20 protein-coding genes are annotated in these 23,864 nt (G+C 59.3%); 5 read left to right on the top strand and 15 right to left on the bottom strand.

The features are described 5' to 3' along the window. The first annotated feature begins 87 nt into the window (after positions 1 to 87). Positions 88 to 741: a class I SAM-dependent methyltransferase gene (locus tag MSNKSG1_RS01430; protein WP_008937450.1), complete on the top strand. Its 654-nt coding sequence runs from the start codon at positions 88 to 90 to the stop codon at positions 739 to 741. Positions 742 to 783: 42 nt separating this feature from the next. Continuing rightward, a complete protein-coding gene (locus MSNKSG1_RS01425) occupies positions 784 to 1,791 on the top strand; it encodes a DUF2156 domain-containing protein (RefSeq protein ID WP_008937449.1) in 1,008 nt (335 codons plus the stop codon). Here MSNKSG1_RS01425 and murI read toward each other — a convergent pair. Both murI and nudC read right to left on the bottom strand, forming a co-directional pair. Then, positions 1,769 to 2,611: a glutamate racemase gene (gene murI, locus MSNKSG1_RS01420; RefSeq protein ID WP_008937448.1), complete on the bottom strand. Its 843-nt coding sequence runs from the start codon at positions 2,609 to 2,611 to the stop codon at positions 1,769 to 1,771. The two genes, MSNKSG1_RS01425 and murI, sit on opposite strands and share 23 nt — an antisense overlap. Positions 2,612 to 2,616: 5 nt before the next feature. Continuing rightward, entirely contained in the window at positions 2,617 to 3,435 is an 819-nt protein-coding gene (gene nudC / locus MSNKSG1_RS01415) for an NAD(+) diphosphatase (protein WP_227497923.1), read from the bottom strand. 141 nt (positions 3,436 to 3,576) lie between these two features. Here nudC and plsB point away from each other — a divergent pair, with 141 nt between their 5' ends. Then, positions 3,577 to 6,048, top strand: a complete 2,472-nt coding sequence (gene plsB / locus MSNKSG1_RS01410) for a glycerol-3-phosphate 1-O-acyltransferase PlsB (RefSeq protein WP_008937446.1) — start codon at positions 3,577 to 3,579, stop codon at positions 6,046 to 6,048. 5 nt (positions 6,049 to 6,053) lie between these two features. Here plsB and MSNKSG1_RS01405 read toward each other — a convergent pair whose 3' ends face one another. From MSNKSG1_RS01405 to ppc, 6 genes are all read right to left on the bottom strand, one after another. After that, complete coding sequence (locus MSNKSG1_RS01405; protein ID WP_008937445.1) at positions 6,054 to 6,878, bottom strand: class I SAM-dependent methyltransferase; 825 nt, start codon at positions 6,876 to 6,878, stop codon at positions 6,054 to 6,056. Next, the gene (locus tag MSNKSG1_RS01400; RefSeq protein WP_008937444.1) at positions 6,878 to 7,246 is read right to left on the bottom strand and encodes a hypothetical protein; all 369 of its coding nucleotides are present in this window, start codon (positions 7,244 to 7,246) and stop codon (positions 6,878 to 6,880) included. Before MSNKSG1_RS01400 ends, MSNKSG1_RS01405 begins: the two co-directional genes overlap by 1 nt. Before the next feature lie 89 nt (positions 7,247 to 7,335). Beyond that, positions 7,336 to 8,034 carry a tRNA (adenosine(37)-N6)-threonylcarbamoyltransferase complex dimerization subunit type 1 TsaB gene (gene tsaB, locus MSNKSG1_RS01395; protein WP_008937443.1) on the bottom strand — a complete coding sequence of 233 codons (699 nt, stop codon included), beginning with the start codon at positions 8,032 to 8,034 and terminating at the stop codon, positions 7,336 to 7,338. A gap of 28 nt (positions 8,035 to 8,062) precedes the next feature. Continuing rightward, positions 8,063 to 8,716, bottom strand: coding sequence for an adenylate kinase (gene adk, locus MSNKSG1_RS01390; protein ID WP_008937442.1), 654 nt, complete (start codon positions 8,714 to 8,716; stop codon positions 8,063 to 8,065). Positions 8,717 to 8,920: 204 nt separating this feature from the next. Then, positions 8,921 to 10,291: an HDOD domain-containing protein gene (locus tag MSNKSG1_RS01385; RefSeq protein ID WP_008937441.1), complete on the bottom strand. Its 1,371-nt coding sequence runs from the start codon at positions 10,289 to 10,291 to the stop codon at positions 8,921 to 8,923. A gap of 48 nt (positions 10,292 to 10,339) precedes the next feature. Continuing rightward, positions 10,340 to 12,985: a phosphoenolpyruvate carboxylase gene (ppc, locus tag MSNKSG1_RS01380; RefSeq protein WP_083870906.1), complete on the bottom strand. Its 2,646-nt coding sequence runs from the start codon at positions 12,983 to 12,985 to the stop codon at positions 10,340 to 10,342. A gap of 103 nt (positions 12,986 to 13,088) precedes the next feature. Here ppc and MSNKSG1_RS01375 point away from each other — a divergent pair, with 103 nt between their 5' ends. After that, positions 13,089 to 13,322 (top strand): hypothetical protein, encoded by a 234-nt coding sequence (locus tag MSNKSG1_RS01375; protein WP_008937439.1) that lies wholly within the window; start codon positions 13,089 to 13,091, stop codon positions 13,320 to 13,322. A gap of 66 nt (positions 13,323 to 13,388) precedes the next feature. Here MSNKSG1_RS01375 and MSNKSG1_RS01370 read toward each other — a convergent pair whose 3' ends face one another. The 5 genes from MSNKSG1_RS01370 to cysM form a co-directional block, all read right to left on the bottom strand. Continuing rightward, on the bottom strand, positions 13,389 to 13,733 hold the full coding sequence (locus MSNKSG1_RS01370; protein ID WP_008937438.1) for a hypothetical protein: 345 nt from the start codon (positions 13,731 to 13,733) through the stop codon (positions 13,389 to 13,391). 136 nt (positions 13,734 to 13,869) lie between these two features. Further along, positions 13,870 to 14,739, bottom strand: coding sequence for a nucleoside triphosphate pyrophosphohydrolase (gene mazG / locus MSNKSG1_RS01365; RefSeq protein ID WP_008937437.1), 870 nt, complete (start codon positions 14,737 to 14,739; stop codon positions 13,870 to 13,872). Continuing rightward, on the bottom strand, positions 14,736 to 16,973 hold the full coding sequence (gene relA / locus MSNKSG1_RS01360; protein WP_008937436.1) for a GTP diphosphokinase: 2,238 nt from the start codon (positions 16,971 to 16,973) through the stop codon (positions 14,736 to 14,738). Before relA ends, mazG begins: the two co-directional genes overlap by 4 nt. 58 nt (positions 16,974 to 17,031) lie before the next feature. Continuing rightward, positions 17,032 to 18,381 (bottom strand): 23S rRNA (uracil(1939)-C(5))-methyltransferase RlmD, encoded by a 1,350-nt coding sequence (rlmD, locus tag MSNKSG1_RS01355; RefSeq protein ID WP_008937435.1) that lies wholly within the window; start codon positions 18,379 to 18,381, stop codon positions 17,032 to 17,034. Between the two features lie 24 nt (positions 18,382 to 18,405). Beyond that, on the bottom strand, positions 18,406 to 19,299 hold the full coding sequence (cysM, locus tag MSNKSG1_RS01350; RefSeq protein WP_008937434.1) for a cysteine synthase CysM: 894 nt from the start codon (positions 19,297 to 19,299) through the stop codon (positions 18,406 to 18,408). Positions 19,300 to 19,519: 220 nt separating this feature from the next. On the opposite strand from cysM, the gene MSNKSG1_RS01345 reads away from it, so the two are divergent. Next, positions 19,520 to 22,393, top strand: coding sequence for an ATP-binding protein (locus MSNKSG1_RS01345; RefSeq protein WP_008937433.1), 2,874 nt, complete (start codon positions 19,520 to 19,522; stop codon positions 22,391 to 22,393). Positions 22,394 to 22,409: 16 nt separating this feature from the next. Here the strand turns inward: MSNKSG1_RS01345 and pdxJ are convergent, their stop codons facing one another. Next, complete coding sequence (pdxJ, locus tag MSNKSG1_RS01340) at positions 22,410 to 23,144, bottom strand: pyridoxine 5'-phosphate synthase (protein WP_008937432.1); 735 nt, start codon at positions 23,142 to 23,144, stop codon at positions 22,410 to 22,412. Continuing rightward, complete coding sequence (gene recO / locus MSNKSG1_RS01335; protein WP_008937431.1) at positions 23,134 to 23,862, bottom strand: DNA repair protein RecO; 729 nt, start codon at positions 23,860 to 23,862, stop codon at positions 23,134 to 23,136. The genes pdxJ and recO overlap by 11 nt, the downstream gene beginning before the upstream one ends. Positions 23,863 to 23,864 lie beyond the last annotated feature (2 nt).

Here is a 23,864-nt window from a genome sequence, read left to right as displayed (position 1 = left end):
GGCCGTCCCTGCTCTCATCGATCAGAGGCAGCTCAGAACGACAACAAGGGTTCGGCAACAAAGGACTAGGAACAGGCAGCAGTGATCATGCGCGACAAGTACAAATACATTGGCCCGGTCTACGACCTCCTGAGCAACCTCTACAGCGGAAAGAACATTCACCGGTGCAAGACCGCAATGCTGGATGTGGAGACAGTGCAACCCGGTGACCGAATCCTGTTCGCCGGCGTCGGACACGGTCGTGATGCCATCCGTGCGGCCGAACTGGGCGCCGACGTGACTGTCGTCGATCTGTCAGAAACCATGCTGCGGAAATTTGGGGAAGCTCAGGAGAAGGAAGCTCCCCACCTGACCATCCGCCGTATTCACAGCGACATCATGAAAGTCGACGAGTTCGAGCAGTACGACATGGTCATTGCCAACTTTTTCCTGAACGTCTTCGACGAGGACATGATGGTCCGGGTCCTGGAACACCTGATCCGCCTCGGCAAGGCCGACGCCCGAGTTGTCGTCGGCGATTTCTGCTACCCGACGGGCAACCTGCTCTCCCGCCTGTTCAAGAAACTGTACTGGTACATGGCGGTCTTCGTGTTCTGGCTGTTCGCCAATAACGCATTCCACAAGATCTATAACTACCCCGAACACATGCAGCGTCTGGGACTGAAGGTGACCGACAAGAAGCACTTCAAGCTGCTCAACATGGATTGCTATTGGTCCATCCTCGGGCGCAAGCAGGCCTAACCCAGCGTTCTCCGCCAACAAAAAGAAACCGGGAGCATAGATATGACGGATCAGATTCTTGCACTGGACAGCCTCAGGGTCCTGGAGAGCGGCAACTTCAGCTTTGCCGAGCGCGTCGCGTTCCTTAAAAAGCACGGAACCCACTCGCAGTCCTTCTCCACCCTGCAGCCGGGCATGCAATATTTCGATTTGCCCGGCATCGGTTACATCGCCTACATGCGCAAATGGGGCGGCACCTTTGTGCTTTCAGATCCGGTGTGTGCCCCCGAGAACTTTGCCGTCATGCTTGAACGGTTCCACCAGCGCTTCCCCAACGCCAGTTATATCCAGGTATCCCGTTCAGTGGTGGATTTCCTGCATCTCAGGTTCGGCATGTACGGCACGCAGTTTGGCAGTGAGTCGCGGATCGATCTGCGAAAATGGAATCTCTCGGGCAAGAAAAAACAGATCCTCCGGACCGCACTGAACCAGGCCGAGAAAAAAGGGATTACCGTCAAGGAGCGCTTCAGCGATGACCACACCCGGGAGATCTCCGAGGCCTGGATCCGGACGAGAAAATGCAAGAGCAATGAGATCCGCTTTCTGATCCGGCCCATGGAGATGGAGTATCGGGAGAATGAGCGCCATTTCTATGCCTATGAAAACGGAAAGGCGGTGGGTTTCATCTACTTCGACCCGATCTACCGGAACAATGAGATCATCAGTTATGTTCCGAATATTTCCAGGGCCAATGCCGAGTTCCGTCAGGGCATCTTCTACACGCTCATGGCCCACGCCATGGACGTGTTCAAGGCCGAAGGCGTGCCCTATCTCGATCTTGGACTCATTCCACTGTCGCTGGATCGAACAACAGAACATCAGGAAAGCGGCCTGCTGAAACGCCTTCTCCACCTGATCTACGAGAAAGGCAACTTTCTTTATAATTTCAAGGGGCTGGAATTCACCAAGTCCCGGTTCCGTGGCGAGACCTTCAAGACCTACTGCTGCCACCGGCGGGCCATTCCCGCGCTGGAATTCCTCGCCATGTTCAAACTGACCCGGCTGCTCTGACCGGGTCTGCCAGTCCCCCCCAATGTTGATCGGCCTGGCTTGCAACCAGGTCGATCGACGCCATGAAAGTCAGCAAACCGTCGGGCAACGCACCGGAAAGCAACACGCGTGAGACCGGTGGCTCATCGGAACCGGGGGAACCCGGTCCGGTTTCTATCCCCGATTCTTTCAGCAGATAGTGAACCCGGCGGGCAATGGCGTCCCCCGAGTCCACCCAGTATCGAACCCCGGGCATCACAGCCTCCAGGTCCGAACGCAGAAGCGGATAGTGAGTGCAGCCCAGAACCACCGTATCAACACCGGCCAGAAGCAGAGGCTCAATGGCCTCCGCGAGTTCATCCCGAGGCACCGGCTGGCCTCGCACCAGATCCTCTGCCCAGCGGACCAGACCGGGATGGCCGAGCAGCTCCACCTGACAGTACGGTGCAAAACTGTCGATCAGGCGGGCCAGATAGGGTCGTCGAATGGTCGCCGGTGTTGCCAGCACGCCCACTCGGCCATTGACGGTCAATTTTGAGGCAGGCTTGATTGCGGGCACAACACCCACCACCGGCACCCGCACCAACTCCCGCAGACGAGGCAACACCACCGTACTCGCGGTATTGCAGGCCACCACCACGACATCGCAGGGCGTCTCGGCCAGGGCCTTGAGAATCAGCGATGTGCAACGCTCGATAACCACGGCCTCGGGCTGGCTGCCATAGGGGAAACCGGCCGTGTCGGCCAGATAGACGAGCCGGGCTGCGGGGAGCTCGCGGTGGATACAGTCGGCAACGCTCAACCCACCCACGCCGGAGTCAAATACCAGGATTCTGGACATGGACGTCACCCGGCGCTCACGTCACCAGCGATTTCGCGCTCCATTGCCTGAATCAGGCGACCGGCAATGGTGGTCTCCGGCGGTATGGGCGGCGTATCACCGGGCGCAAACCAGCCTGCGTCCGACAGCTCGTCCTCCTGAAGCACCAAGCTGCCATCGACGTAATCCGCAAAGAAACCGACCATGAGCTGATGAGGAAAAGGCCAGGGCTGGGATCCCTGATACCGGATGTTGTTCACCGTCAGGCCTGTCTCCTCCAACACCTCCCTGGCGACCGCTTCTTCAAGGGTTTCTCCCGCTTCCACGAATCCCGCAATCAGGCTGTAGAAGTGTCGCTTCACCCGCGCGTTCTTCGCCAGCAGGAATCGATCCTGCTTGCGGATCACAACGATCACACAGGGTGCAATTCTCGGGTACCATGGGATACCGCAGGCGTCACACCATTTTGCCCGCTCCCGTGCGTGAAGCCCGGTTTCCTGACCGCAACGCCCACAGTAGCGGTGATCCCGCCACCACTGAAGCACCTGGAGCCCGGTACTCAAAAGGGCAGCTGGAGCCTCCTCGCCCGCCAGCAGGGCTTCCCTCAGACTGACCGGCTCAGCCTCCGGCGGCAACTCTGAAATCTCTGCTACATAAAGCGGTCGCTCGCCCGACGTTCCCAGCGATACCGGGCCGGTAGACAGGTCCTGAAGTCGGGTCTGTTCTCCGGCATGGAGCCAGCCATTCCGGGGCTTGACGATATCCGAGCCGGAAACCAGCAGAAAACGCGCAGTGTGGTCGGGCGGTTCGGTGGTCCAGCCCGGATTCCAGTCTGAAGTGCTCATCGGCGGTGAACGTCTTTTTCGTTGAAACAGAACGGCAATGTACCACATTGCAGGGAGTGCCAAGAATGATCCGGCGACTTTCCGCCCAAAGCCCAACCAAGTAAACTTAGCGCCTGTTTTCAGTCACCGGAGCGACACCTTATGCGACTTTACCAGGGCTTTCGCAGCCTGATCCTGACCATTTTTCGCAAGATTCTGTTCTTGTGGGTCCGGACGGATGTCAGTGGTAACAGCGCCGAGACCCTGGGCCTCGATCCGGAAAAGCCGGTCTGCTACGTGCTCCAGTACAGTTCCCTCTCCAGCCGCCTGGTTCTGGAGCAGGAGGTAATTCGAGCCCATTTGCCCGGTGCCAGCGAAGCACTGCCGGTCAAGAACGGTCCCGCTCATTCGTTCTTTTTTCTCTATCGCCGGATTGGCGGTCTGTTCAGCGGCGGCCGGCAGACACCGGTTCCCACCAACGAATTCCAGGCCCTCGTGCGCTATGGACTGGAGCATCCTGAACAGGATGTGCAGATCGTGCCGGTATCCCTGTTCTGGGGGCGGTCCCCGGACAAGGAAAAATCCCTGGTGAAGCTGCTGCTATCCGACACCTGGTCTGTGGCCGGGCGCCTGCAGAAGTTTCTGATCATCATGGTGCATGGACGGAATACCTACGTTCAGTTCAACCAGCCGCTGTCCCTGAAGCAGGTCATTGATGAGTACCGGCACAGCGAGGAGCGAGCCAACCGGAAGCTGGCTCGCCTGTTGCGAACCCATTTCCGCCGCGTTCGGCAGGCGGTGCTCGGCCCGGATCTGTCCCACCGGCGAACACTGGTGGAGGGGCTGGTCAGGACCCAGGCAGTGAAAGAAGCCATCCGGGAAACCGCGGCAAAAGACGACATTCCGCCCGAGAAGGTACGCGGTAAAGCCTATAAATACGCGGACGAAATCGCCGCCAGCATGTCCATCGTGACCATCCGTTTTCTGGAAGTGGTGCTCTCCTGGCTCTGGAACCGGATCTACAACGGTATCGCGGTGAACAACATCCAGGAAGTGAAGGAGGTCGCGCAGGATAACGCGGTGGTCTATGTGCCCTGTCACCGTTCGCACATCGACTATCTGCTGTTGTCCTACGTGCTCTACAAGAACGGACTGATGCCGCCACACATTGCCGCAGGCATCAACCTGAACATGCCGATCGTCGGGCCGATTCTGCGACGCGGCGGCGCGTTTTTCATGCGTCGCTCGTTCCGGGACAACCCCCTCTATGCGACCGTCTTCAACGAATACATGCACGTGATGTTTTCCCGGGGCTATTCAGTGGAATACTTCATAGAAGGTGGGCGCAGCCGCACCGGACGCATGCTGCAACCCCGGCCGGGAATGCTGTCGATGACGGTCCGGAGCTTCCTTCGTGATCATCGCAAACCCATCGTTTTTGTGCCGGTTTATTTCGGCTATGAGAAAGTCATGGAAGGTCGCTCCTACCTGGGCGAACTCCGGGGCAAGAAGAAACAGAAAGAGAGCGTGTTCGGACTGGCCAAGACCGTTCGCAAGCTGACCAATTCATTCGGTCGGGTGGCTGTCAACTTCGGCGATGCAATCCCGCTGGCCCAGGTCCTGGACACCGTTCATGACAGCTGGCGTGATGAGGCGTACGACGCGGAATACCGGCCCGCCTGGCTCACAGATGCGGTGGACGTACTCGCGCAGCGGGTCGCAGCCAACATCAACGCCTCCGTGGCCGTGAATCCGATCGGCATGACCGCCACGGTGCTTCTGGGTACAGAGCGCCTCGCCATGGACGAAGGGCAATTGATCCGACTGATGGACCAGTACGCCCGGCTGCTCACCACCTTCCCCTACGCCGAGACAGTGACCCTTCCGGAGGGCTCGGGCAAAGACTGGATTGCCTACTGTGAATCCATGGGACTGATCACTCGCCAGCCGCAGAAGCTGGGGGACATCATTGCCCTGGAGGGCAGCAATGCCATCCTGATGACCTACTACCGGAACAACATCCAGCATCTGTTTGCCCTGCCCTCGCTGATCGCGAGCCTGTTCGAGAACAAGGATTCGCTGCGCCGGGACAAGATCGTGTTCCTGACCAGTGTCGCTTATCCCTACCTGCAATCGGAGCTGTTCCTGAAATACTCCATGGAGGAAATTGACGGGATCATTAACCAGTGGATCGATGTATTGGTCGACCTTGGTCTCCTGACAACCCTGGAAGACGACCGGATTGGCCGACCGGAGGAAGGGACCGAAGCCATGCTCCGCCTGCGCATCCTGTCCCGCTTCATCATCCAGACGCTGGAGCGCTATCACATTGCCCTCGGGATACTGAGAAAATACGGCTCGGGCAAGATCAGCGCGAGCGAACTGGAAGAGCAGAGCACACTGCTGGCAGAGCGTATGTCGATCCTGTTCGGGCTGAATGCCCCGGAATTTTTCGACAAGAGCCTGTTCCGCAATTTCATCGCGAACATGCAGAAGAACGGCGTTATCACCACCGACGAAAACGGCCTGATCAGCTACGGTGAGGGGCTGGAAGAGGTGGCCGAGGACGCAAGACTGGTCCTGAGCGTGGAAAAGCGCCAGGCCATCCAGCAGGTCACCATGATGGGCGCCTGAACGGCTCAGGCGTCAGGAAGGGCCTTGATGGCGTAAATGTCGTAACGACTGCTCTTGCCTTCAATCCGGGTACTGGGCTCCGGTCCCGGAATGGGCGGAGCCTTGCGCGGGCGCTTCACCACGACTCGATAGGTGGCAACCGCGAGGGCAGCCGACAACAATTCTTCAGCATCCGGATCCTCGCCCACCACCTGGCGAAAGACTTCCATTTCCTTTTTGACGCGGGCCGACTTGTCTCGGTGCGGGAACATGGGGTCCAGATAGACGATGTCCACGGACCCGGGTTCCCTCTGCCGCATCCAGTCGCTACTGCTCCCTTCCGCCAGATGCATCCGCGCAACGATGGGCGCGCAATCGGTATTCAGCCGGGCGCGATCCAGGCCATCCTCCAACAGAGCGTGAATAACCGGATTGCGTTCGAACAGAGTGACGTCACAGCCAAGCCCGGCCAACACGAAAGCATCCTGCCCAAGGCCCGCCGTGGCATCCAGCACCGCCGGTCGAGCGCGGCTTTTCTGCAAACCGACCGCGCGAGCGACCAACTGCCCTGCACCGCCACCGTGTTCCCGTCGATACCCCATTTTGCCCGACACAAACTCGGCACGGACCGGCCCTGGCGCCCCTTTACCCGTCACCTGCAGACAGACGCCCGCCTCATCCAGGTAAATAACAAGGGGGACGTCGGTAACATCCTTCGGTCGAAGTACGCCACGATCCGGGATGCCAAGACGTTCACTTAAATCCCGGGCTTTCAGGGCATCACCAAGGGGACTGCGACCGACGATCAGGGACGGAATCGTCCGGCGCGAAGATACGGATCGGGAGGTCATCAGACGATAATATCAATGCCGGCGAGTGAGCTCGCAGCACCCGAATCCTGGCCAGCTGCAGCGACACCGGCAAATGTGGAGAGAGCCTTCGCGGTTGGAAGTGGCAGTTCGTTGGCCTGAAAGCGCTCCAGACGAGTGTCTTCGGCAGCCCGCCGGGCCTCTACCCGACGGGCCAGATTATCACTGCCCGGAGCCGTGGGTTCTGACGTGGACCGTCGCCCGTTGTCGGCCAGGTTCTGACGAACGGCTTGCGAGTTGGCATCCGGCGAGGCCGCCGGTGCACGGGCACCCTCGGTCCGTTCCCGGACGGGGCTATTGTTACCGTTCTGGTAGAGAGATTGATTACCGGGGCTGATACCGCCAATCATTGAAAAACACCGCTCAACGAATGATCAAAGATTAGCCGAGTATGAAAGAAAGCGGGCAGGATTGAAAGCGTGTTGACCAACCCGGGTACTCAGGCCCGGCCGGGAAGTTTTTTCCAGGCTACCTCGTCCCGGATGTAAACGGGCTGGGCCTGACTGGCCGGTACGGTTCGGCCATCCGCCAGGGCGCTTTCGGCCAGACGGGCCACCCAACTCGCCCGGAGCAGCAAATCCGGTTCGACCATCGCCATCTGCTCCGTCACATCGGAGGGCATATCACTGCGGAATTGCCAGCCCGGTCCGGCACCCAGCCACCGCCCGGAATCACCTTCAAGGCGAACCGCCGACGGGGGGCAAACGCGTTCTTTACCCATAAGTCTCGGGAAGCCTCGCCGGATCTCGTAACAGCCCCAGTACACTTCCCCCATACGCGCATCGAACGCCACCGCAATCGCGTCGCCTTCCGGGGCATCAAATGCCTCAATGGCGCCAAATGCCACCGCTTCCAGGGAAGAGACCGGAACCACCGGGAGCTCAAGACCCCAGGCCATCCCCTGGACCACGCCGGTGGCAATCCGCAGCCCGGTGAAGGAGCCCGGACCACAGGCAAACGCCAGAGCGTCCAGATCGACTGGCGCCAGGCCTTGCCCGGACAGTAACGACCGCACCATTGGCATGAGCAGACGGGTGTGCCCACGGGGCGCAACCTCGAAACGCTCGGTCAATTCTCCGTCAACCAACAGGGCTGCAGAGCAGCCCTCCGATGAGGTATCCAGTGCGAGAAGTTTCACAAGAGCCCAGCCCGATCGCCGTATCCGATTACTTCAGACGGGACAGAATTTCGTCCCGGATGCTGTCCAGACTGCCAACGCCCTCGACGCGAACATACTTGGGCGCCGCAGCGGCATCTTTCTCCGCCCACTGCTGGTAGAAACCGACCAGGGGAGCGGTCTGCTCATGGTAGATTTTCAGGCGCTTGCGAACCGTCTCTTCCTGGTCGTCTTCGCGCTGAACCAGAGGCTCGCCGGTTTCATCGTCCTTGCCTTCAACCTTGGGAGGATCGTATTTGACGTGGTAGATCCGGCCACTGCCCTCATGCACGCGACGACCAGACAGGCGGCTGACGATCTCCTCGTCATCGACCGCGATCTCGACGACATAATCGATGGCGATGCCCTGGTCTTTCAGTGCTTCAGCCTGGGGAATGGTGCGCGGGAAGCCGTCGAGCAGGAAACCGTTCTTACAGTCAGGCTGCTGGATACGCTCCTCGATCAGGGCAATGATGATGTCGTCTGACACCAGACCACCGGACGCCATGACTTCTTTCACCTGGTTACCCAGTTCGGAACCGGATTTCACCGCGGCCCGCAACATGTCACCGGTGGAGATCTGGGGAATATCAAACCGTTCGGTGATGAACTGGGCCTGAGTCCCCTTGCCCGCGCCCGGCGCGCCTAACATGATGATTCGCATACGTTGTGCTCCCATTGTCTTCTTTATCATTTGAAAAGCTGCGGCAAAAACCCGTGCCTTTGCGACAGCCTCTCACGCCCTGGGCGGTTGCCGGGGAAACGCGACGAGGCCGCATTATACGAACTCAGTCGCCCCATAGAAAGTCGACCTCCGTATCATGGAGCAAGAACGGAACGGCCCGAGGGCGTCGCAGCAGGATGGGCGTCAGGCGGAAAGAGAGGTTGCGAGGGCATCCAGCTCAGGAGCGACCCGGTCAACTTCCTGTTCAAGCCCGTCCAGGATTCCGGCATCGAATCCAAGCGCCTCAAGCAGGGACGGAACGTCGTCCGGGTTGAATTCATCACCGATCCCACGGGGTTTGAGAAGGGCATTGGCCAGTTGCACGACCAGCACGTAACGTTCGTGCTCACCGTGATAGCCGGGGTGCTGGTGCATTCCGGCGGACTTGATGACCGGATCCGGAAGCTGCCAGAGTCGATGGAGGATTCCGCCAATCGCACCATGGCCGACCGCAAGAATCTCCTGACTGTCAGCCCGGCCGAAGACCTGTTGCTCCAGCGAATGCATACTGGCCTCCGGATTGGCCTCACGTAACTGATTGAGTTCGTCGAACTCGGCCGGAAACAGATGACCGACCAGCAGAAGGCCGAAGTTGTGCAACAGGCCACACAGGTACGCGAGCCCTTTGTCCAGGTCGCACCGGACAGCGAGGCTCTGGCAGACAAACGCGCAGTAAAGGGAATGACGCCAGAATGCATCCATCCCCAGCATGCCCTGCCGCGGGACCTCAAAGGCGCGCACGGACGCAATGCCGAGAGCGATATGGGCGACCCTGTCAAAACCCAGTACACGGGTAACCGCTTCCTGAACTGAATTGACCTGCCCCGGGTAATTGAACAATGCCGAGCGGGCGTAGCGCATGATCTGGGCCGTCAGGCTCGGATCGAATTCGATCAGTTCGGCCAGCTCCCGGGCCGTCGCCTCGGTATTGGCGGTCAGACGAAGGATTCTCAGCGCCAGCGCCGGCATCGGAGGCAAACGGTATAACTTCTGGAGCTTATCAGCCACTTCGTCGAGGCTGAGCGCCTTGCGGTCACCATTACCCTGCCCCCGGATCACGAGCTGGGCCTTGCGAGCGCCCGCAAGGGCCAGGCGAAGACTTCGGCCGTCCACTTCGACAAGTGAGTTGTCCGTGCCGGCGGTGAATACCGCACGATCAAGGTTCAGGACATCCTCATCGATCAGCATCTTCAGCCCGTAGGCCGAACCGATCGGCGGAGCGAACCCTGGGTCGCAGTCTGAAAACAGTCTCGTGGTCTGACGTGCTGTCAGTGGCTGGAGGCGCCGCCCGGTCAACTGCCGGACTGCATCCAGATCAAGCGCGCTGTCGAACCGGTGGATGGCCATCATGGCCCCCTCAATGTCGATGAGCAGCGTGGCCTGAACGAACTCATTCTGCGGACGACCGGAGGCCATCACTGCGGCATCCAGGTTGAGGACCTGATCAATGGGCAATTCCCGGTAATCGATGCCCTTTTTCTGGAAAAAATTCGCCAGTCGTGCCGCCAGTGCCAAATTGATACTCCTTTTCCTCAATGAGCGTCCGAGACGCCGATAAATCCGTCAGCCAGTGTTTCGCATACCGGCGGCAATGCCAGCCATGGTTACCTTCAGAGCACGCTCGACCATCTCCGGAACCTCACCTTTACCCTCACTCTCCCGGTCTCGCTTGAGCAATTCCGCCTGAAGATAGTGCAAAGGGTCGGTGTACGGATTGCGAACCCGCATCGAGTGGGCGAATACCGGTTCCTGCTCCAACAATTCTTTTTGCTCTTTCAGCTCCAGGAGACGCTGGATACAGCCCTGAAGTCTCTCCCTCAGGCTCTCTCCCAGGGTTCGCAAACGGTCATCGTCCAGAAGGATTTTCTCATAATAGGAGGCAATTCTCAGATCCGATTTGGCGAGAACCATCTCGAGCATATCCACATAGGTGCGGAAGAAAGGCCAGCCCTGCATCATTTCACGCATCAGCGGGAGGCGGTTATCCCGCGCGGCGTCCTCCAGCGCAACGTCACTGCCAAGCCAGCTGGGCAGCATCAGTCGCATCTGGGTCCAGGCAAAAATCCACGGTATGGCCCGCAGGCTCTCCACACCGCCCGAGGGTTTGCGTCGGGCGGGCCGGCTCCCCAGAGCGAGCTTGCCAAGCGCCTGTTCGGGCGTCACCTGGCGGAAATAGGGGACGAAATCGGGATTATCACGCACCACGTCCCGATAGGCCTTGAGTGACCGTTCGGTCAGCCAGTCCATGGTTTCCCGCCAGCTGTCATTCGGCTGTGGAGGTGGTGCCAGCGTCGCCTCAATCACCGCCGTGGTATAGAGCGTAAGGCTCTGCACCGCCAATCGGGGCAATCCGAACTTGAACCGGATCATCTCACCCTGTTCGGTAATCCGGAAACTGCCGTTCACCGATCCCGGAGGCTGAGAAAGGATCGCCCGGTTGGCGGGCCCACCACCGCGGCCAACCGTTCCGCCGCGGCCATGGAACAGGGTCAGGTGAACGCCGTATTGATTGGCAACATGCGTCAGCTTTTCCTGGGCCTGATACTGGGCCCAGGCCGCCATCAACTGGCCGGCATCCTTGGAGGAATCCGAGTAACCGATCATTACTTCCTGGCGTCCCTGGCAGTACTCGCGATACCACTCCACTTCATAAAGAGCCGCCATCGCATCGGGCGCCCCGGTCAGATCGTCCAGCGTCTCGAATAAAGGCACCACACGCATGGGGAATTTCATCCCCGCCTCGCGCAGCAACAGGATCACGTTGAGAACATCCGATGGCGTACTCGCCATCGAGATGACATAGGATCCCAGGGCTTCCGGCGTCTGCCCCGCCACCACTTCACAGGTGGCCAGAACCTCCCGCACCGAGTCCGACGGTTCCCAGTTACGTGGCACCAGTGGTCGCCGCCCCTGGAGCTCCCGGACCAGAAAGGCCTGCCGTTCCTTCTCGGACCAGCTCAGGTAATCTCCCATTCCGAGGTAATCCACCATTTCCGCCACCGCTTCGGCATGTCTCGACGCCTCCTGGCGGATATCCAGACGAATCAGTGGCAATCCGAAGGTGTGGGCGCGACGGATGGTATCCAGCAGCGGACCATTGGCGATGGTTTCAAGACCACAGTCCATCAGCGAGCGATAGCAAAGTTCGAGTGGTTCGGTCAGATCGCCATTCTCGAAAAGAATCCCGGAAGCGTCCGCCGGCTCGCCATTGACGCTGGCCTCCGCCCAGTCACGGGTACGTATCAGTCGGTCGCGGAGTTCCGCCAGCACCTGTCGATAGGGTTCCCGGGACTCGCCCACTCTGGCCCGAAGCTCCTCATTCGCCTGCCACATCGACAACTCTGCCCGCAGTGACTGGATATCCCGCAGGAAGAGGTCCGCAGCCATCCAGCGCCCCAGCAGGAATACCTTGCGGGTCACGTCATGGGTGACATTCGGATTGCCATCGCGATCGCCCCCCATCCAGGAGGCAATCCGGACCGGTGAGGCCTGCAGGGGCAATCCTTTCCCCGTCGCTTCCGACAACGACAGATCCAGGCTTCGCAGGAAATCGGGCAGGGCCTGCCAGAGACTGTTCTCGATCACGGCAAAGCCCCACTTGGCTTCGTCCACTGCGGTCGGCCGCTCATGACGAATCTCGTCGGTGCGCCAGGCTTCGGCGATCAGACGCGACAGACGTTCGACGATCTCGTCCCGTTCCGCCGGCATGAGGTCGTCGTGATCCAGTTGCGCCAGACAGTCCGACATTTCATCGTATTTCATGATCAACGTCCGGCGGGTCACCTCCGTCGGGTGGGCCGTCAACACGAATTCAATGCGAAGTTCGGCCACCCGGCGATGCAACTCTTCCGGAGACACCTTGCCCGTCTTCAAACGGTCGAATACGTCCGCAAACGACTCAACCATCAGATCGGACTGGTGCCCCCGCTTCCGACGGATACCGTGATACTGCTCGGCCAGGTTGGCCAGATTGAGGAACTGATTGAATGCACGCGTCACGGGCAGGAGTTCGTCGTCGCTGAGCTTTCCGAGCAGGCTGACCAGTCGTTGCCCGGAACCGCTTTCCTGGCGGCGATCGGACTTGGCAGCCGCCCGTATCTCCTCGATCAGGTCGTAGCAGTCCTGGCCAGGATAATGCTGGATGTTCTGCCCCAGCAGCTCGCCCAGCATACGTACGTTTTCGCGCAGATCGGGATGTAGCTCAGTCACATTAACGTCCTTTTGAATTGACGGAGGCAAAGTAAACTTACGATACTAAGAATCAGTTGAAGAAGTCTATCGGCGTAACCGCCCATGGCAGCAAGGAGTACTCATGAAAGTCACCGATTTGCCCAAGCATTGGGAACAGAAAAAAGAAGCCGTAGAACGCACCCATGACTACAACCTGCGCTTGCCGCTGGAGGATGCGGCCCGGGTTGCAGCGTTGGCGGAACTTTATCCCGACCGTTCGGAAGCGGATATTCTGAATGACATGATCGGTGCAGCCCTGGACGATCTGGTTCGTCAGAGCCCGATCAAGGACCGGCTGGAGAACAAAGAGAAGTAAGGTACTCTCAGCCTGACGACCGGCGTGGCACACAGCCACACCGGGCAGGTCAGGAAGAAGGAGAAATCAGGCGACCGATTCGATCTGGCGGGCCTTGAGACGCTGGATGTGCTTCTGACTCAGGCTGACGAAGCGTGGAGTCAGCCCCTGATCTTCGTAAATCTCAAACCCATCCTCATCGTACGCCACCACTTTCGTGCCCTGCACATAAGGAAAACTGGTTTCGAGCTCGTCGAGGGATGCCGAAATAAGGTCGCGCATCAGATCCTGCGACGATTTCATCGGATACAGTGCCGCCAGTTTTTCCAGTCGCTTGTGATGCTGGTCAGACAGCGCCATGAAATAGGCATCACGGGTCAAACGTCCCCGAGCATGCTTGTCCCAGTAATTGACCAGATCTTTGATTTTCATAGTGCCTTCACTCCTGCATCTTCTTGATGGCGTCCGGCGCACAACAGCAGTGCGTCCGATACCGGAAGTGTAGACGAAGCCTCCTTGTCGGGGGCCGGAAAATTGGTAACGGATTGTACTTACCGCAGAGCAGGTCTCATTTTTTGCGGCTCGTCTTCTCCACCCCTTTCACCGCTTGCCACACGGCATCCAGTGCATCCAGAGGCTCCTCGTCCATATTTCGGCCCTCTTGCGCCAGTACCGATTCGATGGCCCGGAACCGGGCATCGAATTTGTGGTTGGTGCGCTTGAGAGCCTGCTCCGGATTTACCTTCATGAAACGTGCCAGGTTGACACAGACAAACAGCAGGTCACCCAGTTCGTCCTCGACATCATCGGGATCGCCATGCCCCGCCTGGGCGGCCTGCCAGGCCTCTTTCAATTCGTCGATTTCCTCGTGAAGTTTATCGAACACCGGCGCAATCTCCGGCCAGTCAAACCCATGGCGGGCCGCCCGTCGCTGAAGCTTTTCGGCTCGGGCCATGGCAGGCAAGGTGCGGGCAATACCATCCAGGCGACTCGCGGGCATTTCGGATCGAGGGCCACTGTCGCCCTGCTCTTTCTCGGCGCGCTCCTCGGCCTTGATGCGCTCCCAGCTCTCCTTGATCCAGGCTTCGTCAGGACGATTGTCCGGATCAATACGGCTGTCCAGAGTACCTTCCGGGAAGACGTGCGGGTGCCGACGGATCAGCTTGCGAACGAGATGGTCGACCACCCCGTCAAAATCAAAATGGCCATCCTCGCGGCCCATCTGCGCGTAGAAGATGACCTGAAACAGCAGGTCACCAAGTTCGTCTTTCAGGTGTGGATAATCCTCTCGGTCGATGGCGTCCGCAACCTCGTAGGCCTCCTCGATCGTGTGGGGCACAATGGTGGCGTAGGTCTGCTTCGTGTCCCAGGGGCAGCCGGTCTCCGGCTCCCGCAGGCGGGCCATCAGTACCTTCAGATCGTCAATCGAATAACTCATCCGCGTTTGCGCCTCACGTCGATGATATTGGGCAGATTCCGGATCTGCGCCAGCAACCGGGCCAGTTGCTCCAAACTGGAGATTTCCACGGTGACGTTCATGGTCGCCGTATTCTCATTCCGGTTGCTGAGCGTATTGAGCGACAGGACATCACTTTTCGAGGCAGACAGCACCTGGGTAATGTCTCTCAGGAGTCCGGAACGGTCATAAGCCTCGATTTCGATGTCCACGGGATAGACGGCTGCAGGCGCACCACCCCAGCTCACCTCGATAATCCGGTTCGGTTCGAATTCGCGAAGATTCAGAAATGTCAGGCAATCCAGCCGGTGCACGGTGACACCGCGACCGACGGTAATGTAACCGCCGATGGGATCTCCCGGCAGAGGCTTGCAGCATTTCGCGACCTGGGTCTTGAGCTTGCCCACCCCGAGTATCTGGATATCCGACTCGGTGTCGTAGGGCTTCTTGCGCTGGCTGGTCAGTTTCAGATCGAGCTGTTCCGTCTTCGGCTCAAGCATCTGCTGGGCCACATTGGCCACATGGGTCGGGCGCAGGTCTCCCGCTCCGACAGCCGCGAACATGTCCTCCGAGCCGTGGTAGTTGACCCGGCGGGCCAACTCATCCAGATCCACCTCGTACAGCGACAATCGCCTGAACTCGTCCTCGAGAATGGCCCGCCCATCGATAACGTTCCTGCCACGATCCTGCTGCTTGAACCAGTGCGTGACCTTGGCCCGGGCCCGCGAAGTCTGGATGTAGCCCAGGCTCGGATTCAGCCAGTCGCGGCTGGGCGCCTGGTTATTGGAGGTGAGGATGAACACCTGGTCGCCGGTCTTGAGGGGATAGGTCAGCGGCACGATTCGACTGTTGACCCGGGCGCCCCGGCAGGCATGCCCGATCTCGGTGTGCACCCGATAGGCGAAGTCCACCGGGGTGGCTCCCTGAGGAAGATCGACCACATGCCCTTCCGGTGTGAAGACGTAGACCCGGTCCGAGGCCACGTCGGATTTGAGATGGTCTGCCAGACCGGACAAATCCCCCAGCTCTTCCTGCCAGTCCAGCACCTGGCGCAGCCAGTTGATCTTGGCATCGTACCCGGTCGATTTGTTGTGCTTGTCGGTTCCCTTGTACAACCAGTGGGCACACACACCCAGTTCGGCTTCCTCATGCATCTTGTGGGTACGGATCTGGACTTCCATGACCTTGCCCTCCGGCCCGATCACGGCGGTATGAAGGGACTGGTAACCGTTTTCCTTGGGATTGGCGATGTAATCGTCAAACTCGTTGGGAATATGGCGCCAGAGCGTGTGGACGATCCCCAGCGCGGCATAGCAATCCCGGACCTCCGGCACCAGAATGCGGACCGCTCTTACATCGTAGACCTGGGAAAAATCGATGCCCTTGCGCCGCATTTTCCGCCAGATGCTGTAGATATGCTTCGCCCGGCCGGACAGCTCGCCGGCAATGCCCGCCTCGGACAATTCCGTCTGGAGCGTATCGATCACCCGCTTGATGTAGCCTTCCCGATCGAGGCGCTTTTCATCCAGCAGCTTGGCGATCTTCTTGTAGGCGGATTCGTGCAGGTAGCGGAACGAGAGATCCTCGAGTTCCCACTTGATATGTCCGATCCCCAGCCGATGGGCGAGCGGAGCATAGATATCGAACACTTCCCTCGCCACCCTCATGCGCTTTTCTTCGGGCGCATTCTTGACCGCCCGGATCGCACAGGTCCGTTCTGCCAGTTTGATCAGGGCAACGCGAACGTCGTCGATCATGGTAACCAGCATCTTGCGAACGTTATCCAGCTGGCCCTCACTCTGGCCCAGCACATTGCCCTTGAGGGGATGATGAATGGAAGAGATGGCGGCCATTTGCTGGACGCCATTGATCAGGCCGGCGACTTCATCGCCAAATTCCTTGCGGATGGTTTCCAGGGGGACCCGTTCTTCCCGGACGGCGCGGTAGAGCATCGCGGCCACCAGACTGGCCTGATCCAGATGCAGCTCGGCCAGTACCTGGGCCATTTCCAGACCAATACGGAAACTGCTTGATCCGGGCGCCCAGAGGCGGTCCTCCCGGAACGCCTGTAGATCGATCTCGGCAGCCTTCTCACAGGCCCGACGAAATTGATCTATGTCCTCAAGGTGGGTTTGGGAGGCGATGTGGCTGACACACTTTTCGATGTCTACCTCGCCGTCTCCGGTTACAGCATAATCTTCGCGAACTTTTACCATAGCGGTCTTCTGGTTACCGTTCTTTACCGCGACCATCCGTGGCCGCGCCGATCCCCGTTCAGCGCTCGCTCCGCTCGAACAGGGCAATGGACTCTACATGCGTCGTGTGAGGGAACATATCCATCACACCTGCGCGTACCAGCCGATAGCCATTACGCACCAGCACACCCGCATCCCGCGCCAGGGTTGCCGGGTTGCAGGACACGTAGACAATCCGGCTGGCACCGAAGGCCGTCAGATGCTCACAGATCTGTTCCGCACCGGATCGGGGAGGATCGATCAACACCTTGTCAAAACCCTCACGCGCCCAGCTCTGGCCAGTAAAGTCGCCATGGAGATCTGCACCGTGGAAGGTCACGTTCTGCAAACCATTGGCAACCGCGTTTTCCCGGCCCCGGACAACCATGGCGTCATCGCCTTCCACTCCGACCACCTGGCCACTGCGGCGCGCCAGGGGCAGCGTGAAATTGCCCAGGCCACAAAACAGGTCCAGCACCCTTTCCCCGGGCTGAACATCCAGCCATTCCACGGCCCGGTGTACCATGCTGCGATTGATCCCTGCATTGACCTGCGTAAAGTCCATGGGATGAAATGCCATGGTGAGGTCGAATTCCTCCAGCCGGTAGTGCAGGCGCTCGTCGGCACGGCCAGCCGATGCCGGCCAGATTCGATGGACCGTATCCGGCCCTTTCGGCTGCAGGTAGATATGCAATTCGTGGGCCTTGCCAAAGTCGATCAGGGCCTGGCGATCCCGATCACTGAGATCGTCCATGTTCCGGAGCACCATGGCGGCGACGTCATCCCCGCAAGCCACTTCTACCTGCGCGATACGATCGAACGCATCCATGCCGTGGAGGAGTTCCCGCAGTGGCAGGATTCGTTCCCCGATCCGGGGATCCATCACCACGCAGTGATCGATGTCCGTCAGGAAGCTGTTGCGCTTTTCACGGAACCCGACCAGTACCGACTCGCGGGCCTTGACGTAACGAACGCCCAACCGGGCCTTGCGGCGATAACCGACACTGGCCTCGGAACGCATGGGAGGCACCCACGCTTCGGGTTCAATGCCCCCGAAATGGGCAAAATGCTCTCTCAGGGTGTTTTCCTTGAACCCTATCTGGGCGTCCGCACTCATGTGTTGCAGGCTGCAGCCACCACACAGATCCGCAAATTCACAGGGCGGCGCTTGCCGTTCCGGTGCAGATTCCAGAACCTCAAGCGCACGAAGCTCGTCAAACCGGCTACGGGTGGATACCATTTTTGCCATGACCGTTTCACCGGGCAGAGCGCCGTCCACAAACTGGGTTTTGCCATCGCTGCGGGCAATACCGCGTCCATCGTGGCTCAGGGTTTCGATGACACAACGAACGGGCTCTTTAGGCAGGACCTTCCTGCGTCTTCTACTCATACTGCAATCTCTCGATGACGGGGTTCAGGCGCCGGGAAAAACACCGGTGGACAGATAGCGGTCGCCGCGATCACAGATAATGGCCACGATCACTGCGTTTTCAACCTGTTCGGACAGTTTCAGTGCCGCTGCAATCGAACCACCCGACGACACGCCGCAAAAAATCCCTTCGCGGGCGGCCAGCGCCCGCATGGTGTCCTCGGCTTCTTCCTGACCGATATCGAGCACCTGATCCACGCGAGTGGCATCGAAGATCTTCGGCAGATAGGCCTCAGGCCACCGTCGTATACCCGGAATTGAGGCGCCTTCTTTCGGTTGAAGACCTATGATCCGGATGTCGGGATTGCGTTCCTTCAGATACCGGGAAACACCCATGATCGTGCCGGTCGTCCCCATGGAACTGACAAAATGGGTCACTCGCCCGTCCGTTTGCTCCCAGATCTCCGGGCCAGTCGTCCGGTAATGGGCCAGCGGGTTATCCGGGTTGCTGAACTGGTCCAGGACCTTGCCCTTGCCCTCGGCTTCCATCGCCTGAGCCAGGTCCCGCGCCGCTTCCATACCCTCTTCACGGGTAACGGTGACGATCTCTGCACCGTAGGCACGCATCGAGGCCCGACGCTCCTCGCTCATGTTTTCCGGCATGATCAGGACCATCCGATACCCCTTGATAGCGGCGGCCATCGCCAGTGCAATGCCGGTGTTGCCGCTGGTTGCCTCAATCAGGGTGTCGCCCGGTTTGATATCCCCACGCTTCTCGGCTTCCTGGATCATGCTGATGGCAGGGCGATCCTTGACCGAGCCCGCCGGGTTGTTGCCCTCCAGCTTGGCCAGAATCACATTACTCGTGTTCCCGGGCAGGCGTTGCAGGCGGACCAGCGGCGTATGACCAACATAATCTTCAATGGTGGGAAAATTCATAACAAAACCCTGTGGTACACTTTTGGGTCCGAATCATACGCGTTATGGTCGCGTCATCCCAATACGGCTTCTCGCTATATCCATGACCGCGGGCTATAAACGCTGAAATTTCCGGACCCGCTGGGACAGGTACCACAGCCGACGCGTTCCGGATCAACTATTCTGACAGGGAAGTTTCCCCGCGATTGATCGCGGGCCAGGCAATTTTCAGGAAAATGGTATGCGGCGCTGGGGCATTCGCAAGAAAGTTCTGGTGGTGACCCTGGTCCCCACCCTTCTGACAACCGTCGTGCTCGGTCTGTTTTTTACCTATAGCTGGGTCAATAACATCGAACACCTCCTCCGTGATCGCGGCGAGTCGTTGTCCCGCCAGCTGGCCTCTGCCTCCGAGTATGGTCTTTTCACCGCGAACCGCGGCCTGCTCAGTAGCCTCTCCAACGCCCTGCTGGAAGAGCAGGATGTTCGCTCCATTACCTTCTACGGTAGTGACAGTAAACGTCTGCTGCATACCGGCCCCGGCAGTTCCGAGTCTCCTGATGGCACGGACCTGCCTTCGGGCAAGGCTACCCGGATCACCGACGGCACCAGTACCCGCTTCATCACCCCGGTCTACCTGCAGGATCTCATGATCGAAACCATGCTGGACCCGGATCTCCACCAGTCAATGGCCAATCGGAAAGACCCGCTGGGCTGGGTCTCCGTGGAAATGTCCCATGTCCGGACTGAAAAGGAGACCTACAAGGCGATGCTGATATCGCTGCTTCTGGTGCTCGGCGGTGTTCTGGTCAGCCTCGCCATTGCGTTGCGCCTGAGCCGCGCCTTCACCGACCCGGTTTTTGAACTCAACGAAGCGGTGGCAAAACTCAAGGAAGGCAAACTCGATACCCGTGTCTACACGGGCGCCGGGCCCGAATTCGAGCAGCTGGAATCCGGGCTGAATGACATGGCCTCGGAGCTCAGCAAGGCCCAGGCTGAAATGCAGCAGAATATCGATCAGGCCACGGAAGATCTGCGTGAAACGCTGGAAACCATCGAGATCCAGAACATCGAGCTGGATTTCGCGCGCAAAGAGGCGCTTGAGGCAAGCCGGATCAAGTCCGAGTTCCTGGCCAACATGTCCCATGAAATCCGCACGCCCCTCAACGGCATCATCGGTTTCACCGAACTGCTTCTGAAGAGCCCGCTGCCACGGCAACAGCGGGACCATCTGAACACCATCCGGAAATCGTCCGAGATTCTTCTGACGATCATCAACGACATCCTCGATTTCTCCAAGATCGAAGCCGGCAAACTCATTCTCGACCGGGTGCCATTCCAGCTCCGGGATATTATCGAGGAAGTGATGGTGATGCTGGCTCCCGCGGCACACGCCAAGAATCTGGACCTGGCCCCCCTGGTTTACAACGATGTTCCGGATAACGTGATGGGCGACCCTCTGAGGGTCAAACAGGTCATCACCAATCTGGTCAACAATGCCATCAAGTTTACCCAGACCGGTGAGGTTGTCCTGCGAGTCAGCCTTGAGGAAGAAGACACCGAAAACAATCGTGTCACCCTTCGCATCAGCATCACCGATTCGGGTGTCGGCCTGTCGCGGGCGCAGCAACAATCCCTGTTCAACGCCTTCAGCCAGGCGGATGCCTCAACTGCCCGCCAGTACGGTGGAACCGGACTCGGGCTCGCGATCTCCAAGCGACTGGTCGAGGAAATGGGTGGCAAGATCGGCCTTGAAAGCGAACTGGGCAAAGGCTCCACGTTCTGGTTCACACTCAACTCGGAACTGTCGACCAGTAACGACGCGGTGACGCCAAGGGATGCGCTCCGGGGTGAGCGGGTGATCTACCTCGAGCAACAGAAAACGACGGGACTGGCCGTAGAGCATATGCTGCGCGACTGGGGCATGGAGGTCGACCGAGCATCCTCGCCGGCAGCGATGCAGGAACAGATCGAAGAAGCCCAGAAAAGCCAGGCCGGCTATGCCGTTGCCATCATCGGCATCACACGGCACCTGCTCAGCTCGAGCCAATACGGCAACCTTGTCCGGACCCTGGAAGTCGATCGGGACTGCCGGACCCTGTTGCTCACGCCGACACTGGAAACCCACGATGCAGCCATGTCCGGCCAGGCGAGTGGCCATCTGACCAAGCCGGTCTGTCGCGCCACTCTGTACGACGAGCTCCTGCTGCTCGTCCACGGCATTCACACGGGCGGACGCGCTCCGGGGCGGCCGGCACCATCGACGATCCAGGCGTTCCGACACAATGTCCCGAGGGTTCTGGCGGTCGACGATAACGAGGCCAATCTGAAGCTCGTCATGACGCTTCTGCATGACTGCCAGATTGAGGCGGAAGGGGCCTGCAACGGCTTCGAAGCTTTGAGCAAGGCCCGTCAGGCCCCCTTTGATCTGGTCTTCATGGATCTTCAGATGCCCGGCATGGACGGCGTAGAGACGACAGCCCGGATCCGGGAGCTCGACTCCGGCAACCACCGGACCCACATCATTGCCCTGACGGCGCACGCCCTGGCCGACGAACAGGACCGACTCGCGCAGCAAGGTTTTGACGGGTACATGGCAAAACCGATCAGCAGCAGTCAACTGACGGCCATCATTCGTGAATCCACCGGCTACGAGCCGGGAGAATCCGGATCCGGCGAGCGGATTCCCGAGGTGAGGGACACCAGGCGGGTGTTACGCCCATCCACCCGGAAGATGCAAAAAGACTGCGTCAGCGTTGAAGAAAGCATCCAGCTTGCAGCGGGAAAAACCGATCTGGCGGAAGAACTATTCAGCATGCTGCTGGAGCAGTTGCCTGCGGATCTGGAGAAGATCGAAGCGCTCTGGACGGAGCAGGAGATGGAGCCTCTGCTGGAATGCGTTCACAAATTCCACGGCGCCACCCGGTACTGTGGCGTGCCCGAGTTGAGGAGCGCCGCCAATCAGCTTGAAACCGCACTGAAACGCGGCGCGGCTGACATTGAGGCCCATAAGAATCAACTCGTCTCTGCCATCGAGCGCCTGCAGATCTGGAGCGAACAGACCGACTGGCAACAGCTCTTCCGTGAGCAACCCCACCCGGAGGAAACCACCTCCTGACGCGGAATACGGGAAATCAGCGGCGCGCCCGTTCCAGAATCGCTTTCATATCGGACACGGCCTCCTTCAGCCCCGTGAAGACGGCACGGGCAATAATGGCATGGCCGATATTCAGTTCGTTGACGCCTTCAATAGCGGCAACACGTTCGGTGTTGTGGTAATGCAAGCCGTGCCCGGCGTTCACCACCAGCCCTTTCTTGCGGGCATGGGCGACTGCCTTGAGCAGAGTATCGAACGCGGCGTCTTCCTGCTCCGGGGTTCTCGCTTCGGCATACTCGCCGGTATGCAACTCGACAACCGGAGCCCCGCAACGAACCGCCGCATCAATCTGGGCCGGATCCGGATCAATGAACAGCGACACCTCCGCTCCGATCGCTCTCAGTCGTTCACACGCCTTGGCAATCCGCGTTTCCTGGCCTTCGACGTCAAGCCCACCTTCTGTCGTAAGCTCTTCCCGCTTCTCCGGTACCAGGCATACGCACTCCGGGCGTACCTGCTCGGCAAAAGCCAGCATGGCATCGGTGACCGCCATTTCCAGGTTCATTTTGGTTTGCAGGACTTCTCGCAGCAGCAGTACGTCCCTGTCCTGAATGTGGCGCCGGTCTTCCCGGGGATGAATCGTGATACCGTCGGCGCCCGCTTCTTCCGCCATAATGGCGGCCTGCACCGGATCCGGGTATCGCGTCCCCCGCGCCTGGCGAAGGGTGGCGACATGGTCAATATTGACCCCAAGCAGTACTCTAGGATTCATGGTTTTCTCCCCGAAGATGCATGAATAGGGCCCGACTGTTCAGCGGCTTGCCCTGAAGCAGGTAATCCATCAGAACCCGCATGACTTTTTTCGCCACGCGCCGGGCATCCGGCGCTTCCAGATCACCGGCCTCAATGGCCAGCAATGTCTCGCCGGGCAGGCCTTGCAACCGGACGGTGGGACAAGGCTGACAGACAATACCCTGTTCCGGATCATAACAATAGGTGTTGCCAGGCTCGACCGGTGCCCGAGTGTCCGTGGTCTGATCCCAGGCAAAATCATAGCCAAGAGCACTGGCAAACGTTCGCTCGAATCGTCTGAGGACTGGCTCGATTGCGCCACCCTCGGACAAACGGGCAATCGCATCGATATACGCAGCAAACAATGTGGGGTGCGGATCGGCCGGCGGCAGGATTTTCTGCAGAAGCTCATTGAGGTAAAGGCCGCTGTAGAGAGCCTGGGTCCGTCGGAGCTCCGGGCCCGGGCGAACGTCAACCTGGGTCAGGGTTTTCAGATCTCCCCGGCCGGTCCAGTCGAGCAGCAATGGCTGAAACGGTTGAAGCTGCGCCTTCAGAGGGCTTTTGGCACTGTTCGCGCCGCGGGCAATCAGCGTCATGCGGCCCCGATTCAGGGTGAAAACATCCACCAAAAGGCTGGTTTCCCGCCAGGCGCGGCGATGGAGAACATAGGCGGGCTCCTGCTGTTCAGGCTCCCTCATGG

The organism is Marinobacter santoriniensis NKSG1 (assembly GCF_000347775.1).
GTDB lineage: Bacteria > Pseudomonadota > Gammaproteobacteria > Pseudomonadales > Oleiphilaceae > Marinobacter > Marinobacter santoriniensis.
This window is presented reverse-complemented; position numbering and strand designations above follow the sequence as displayed.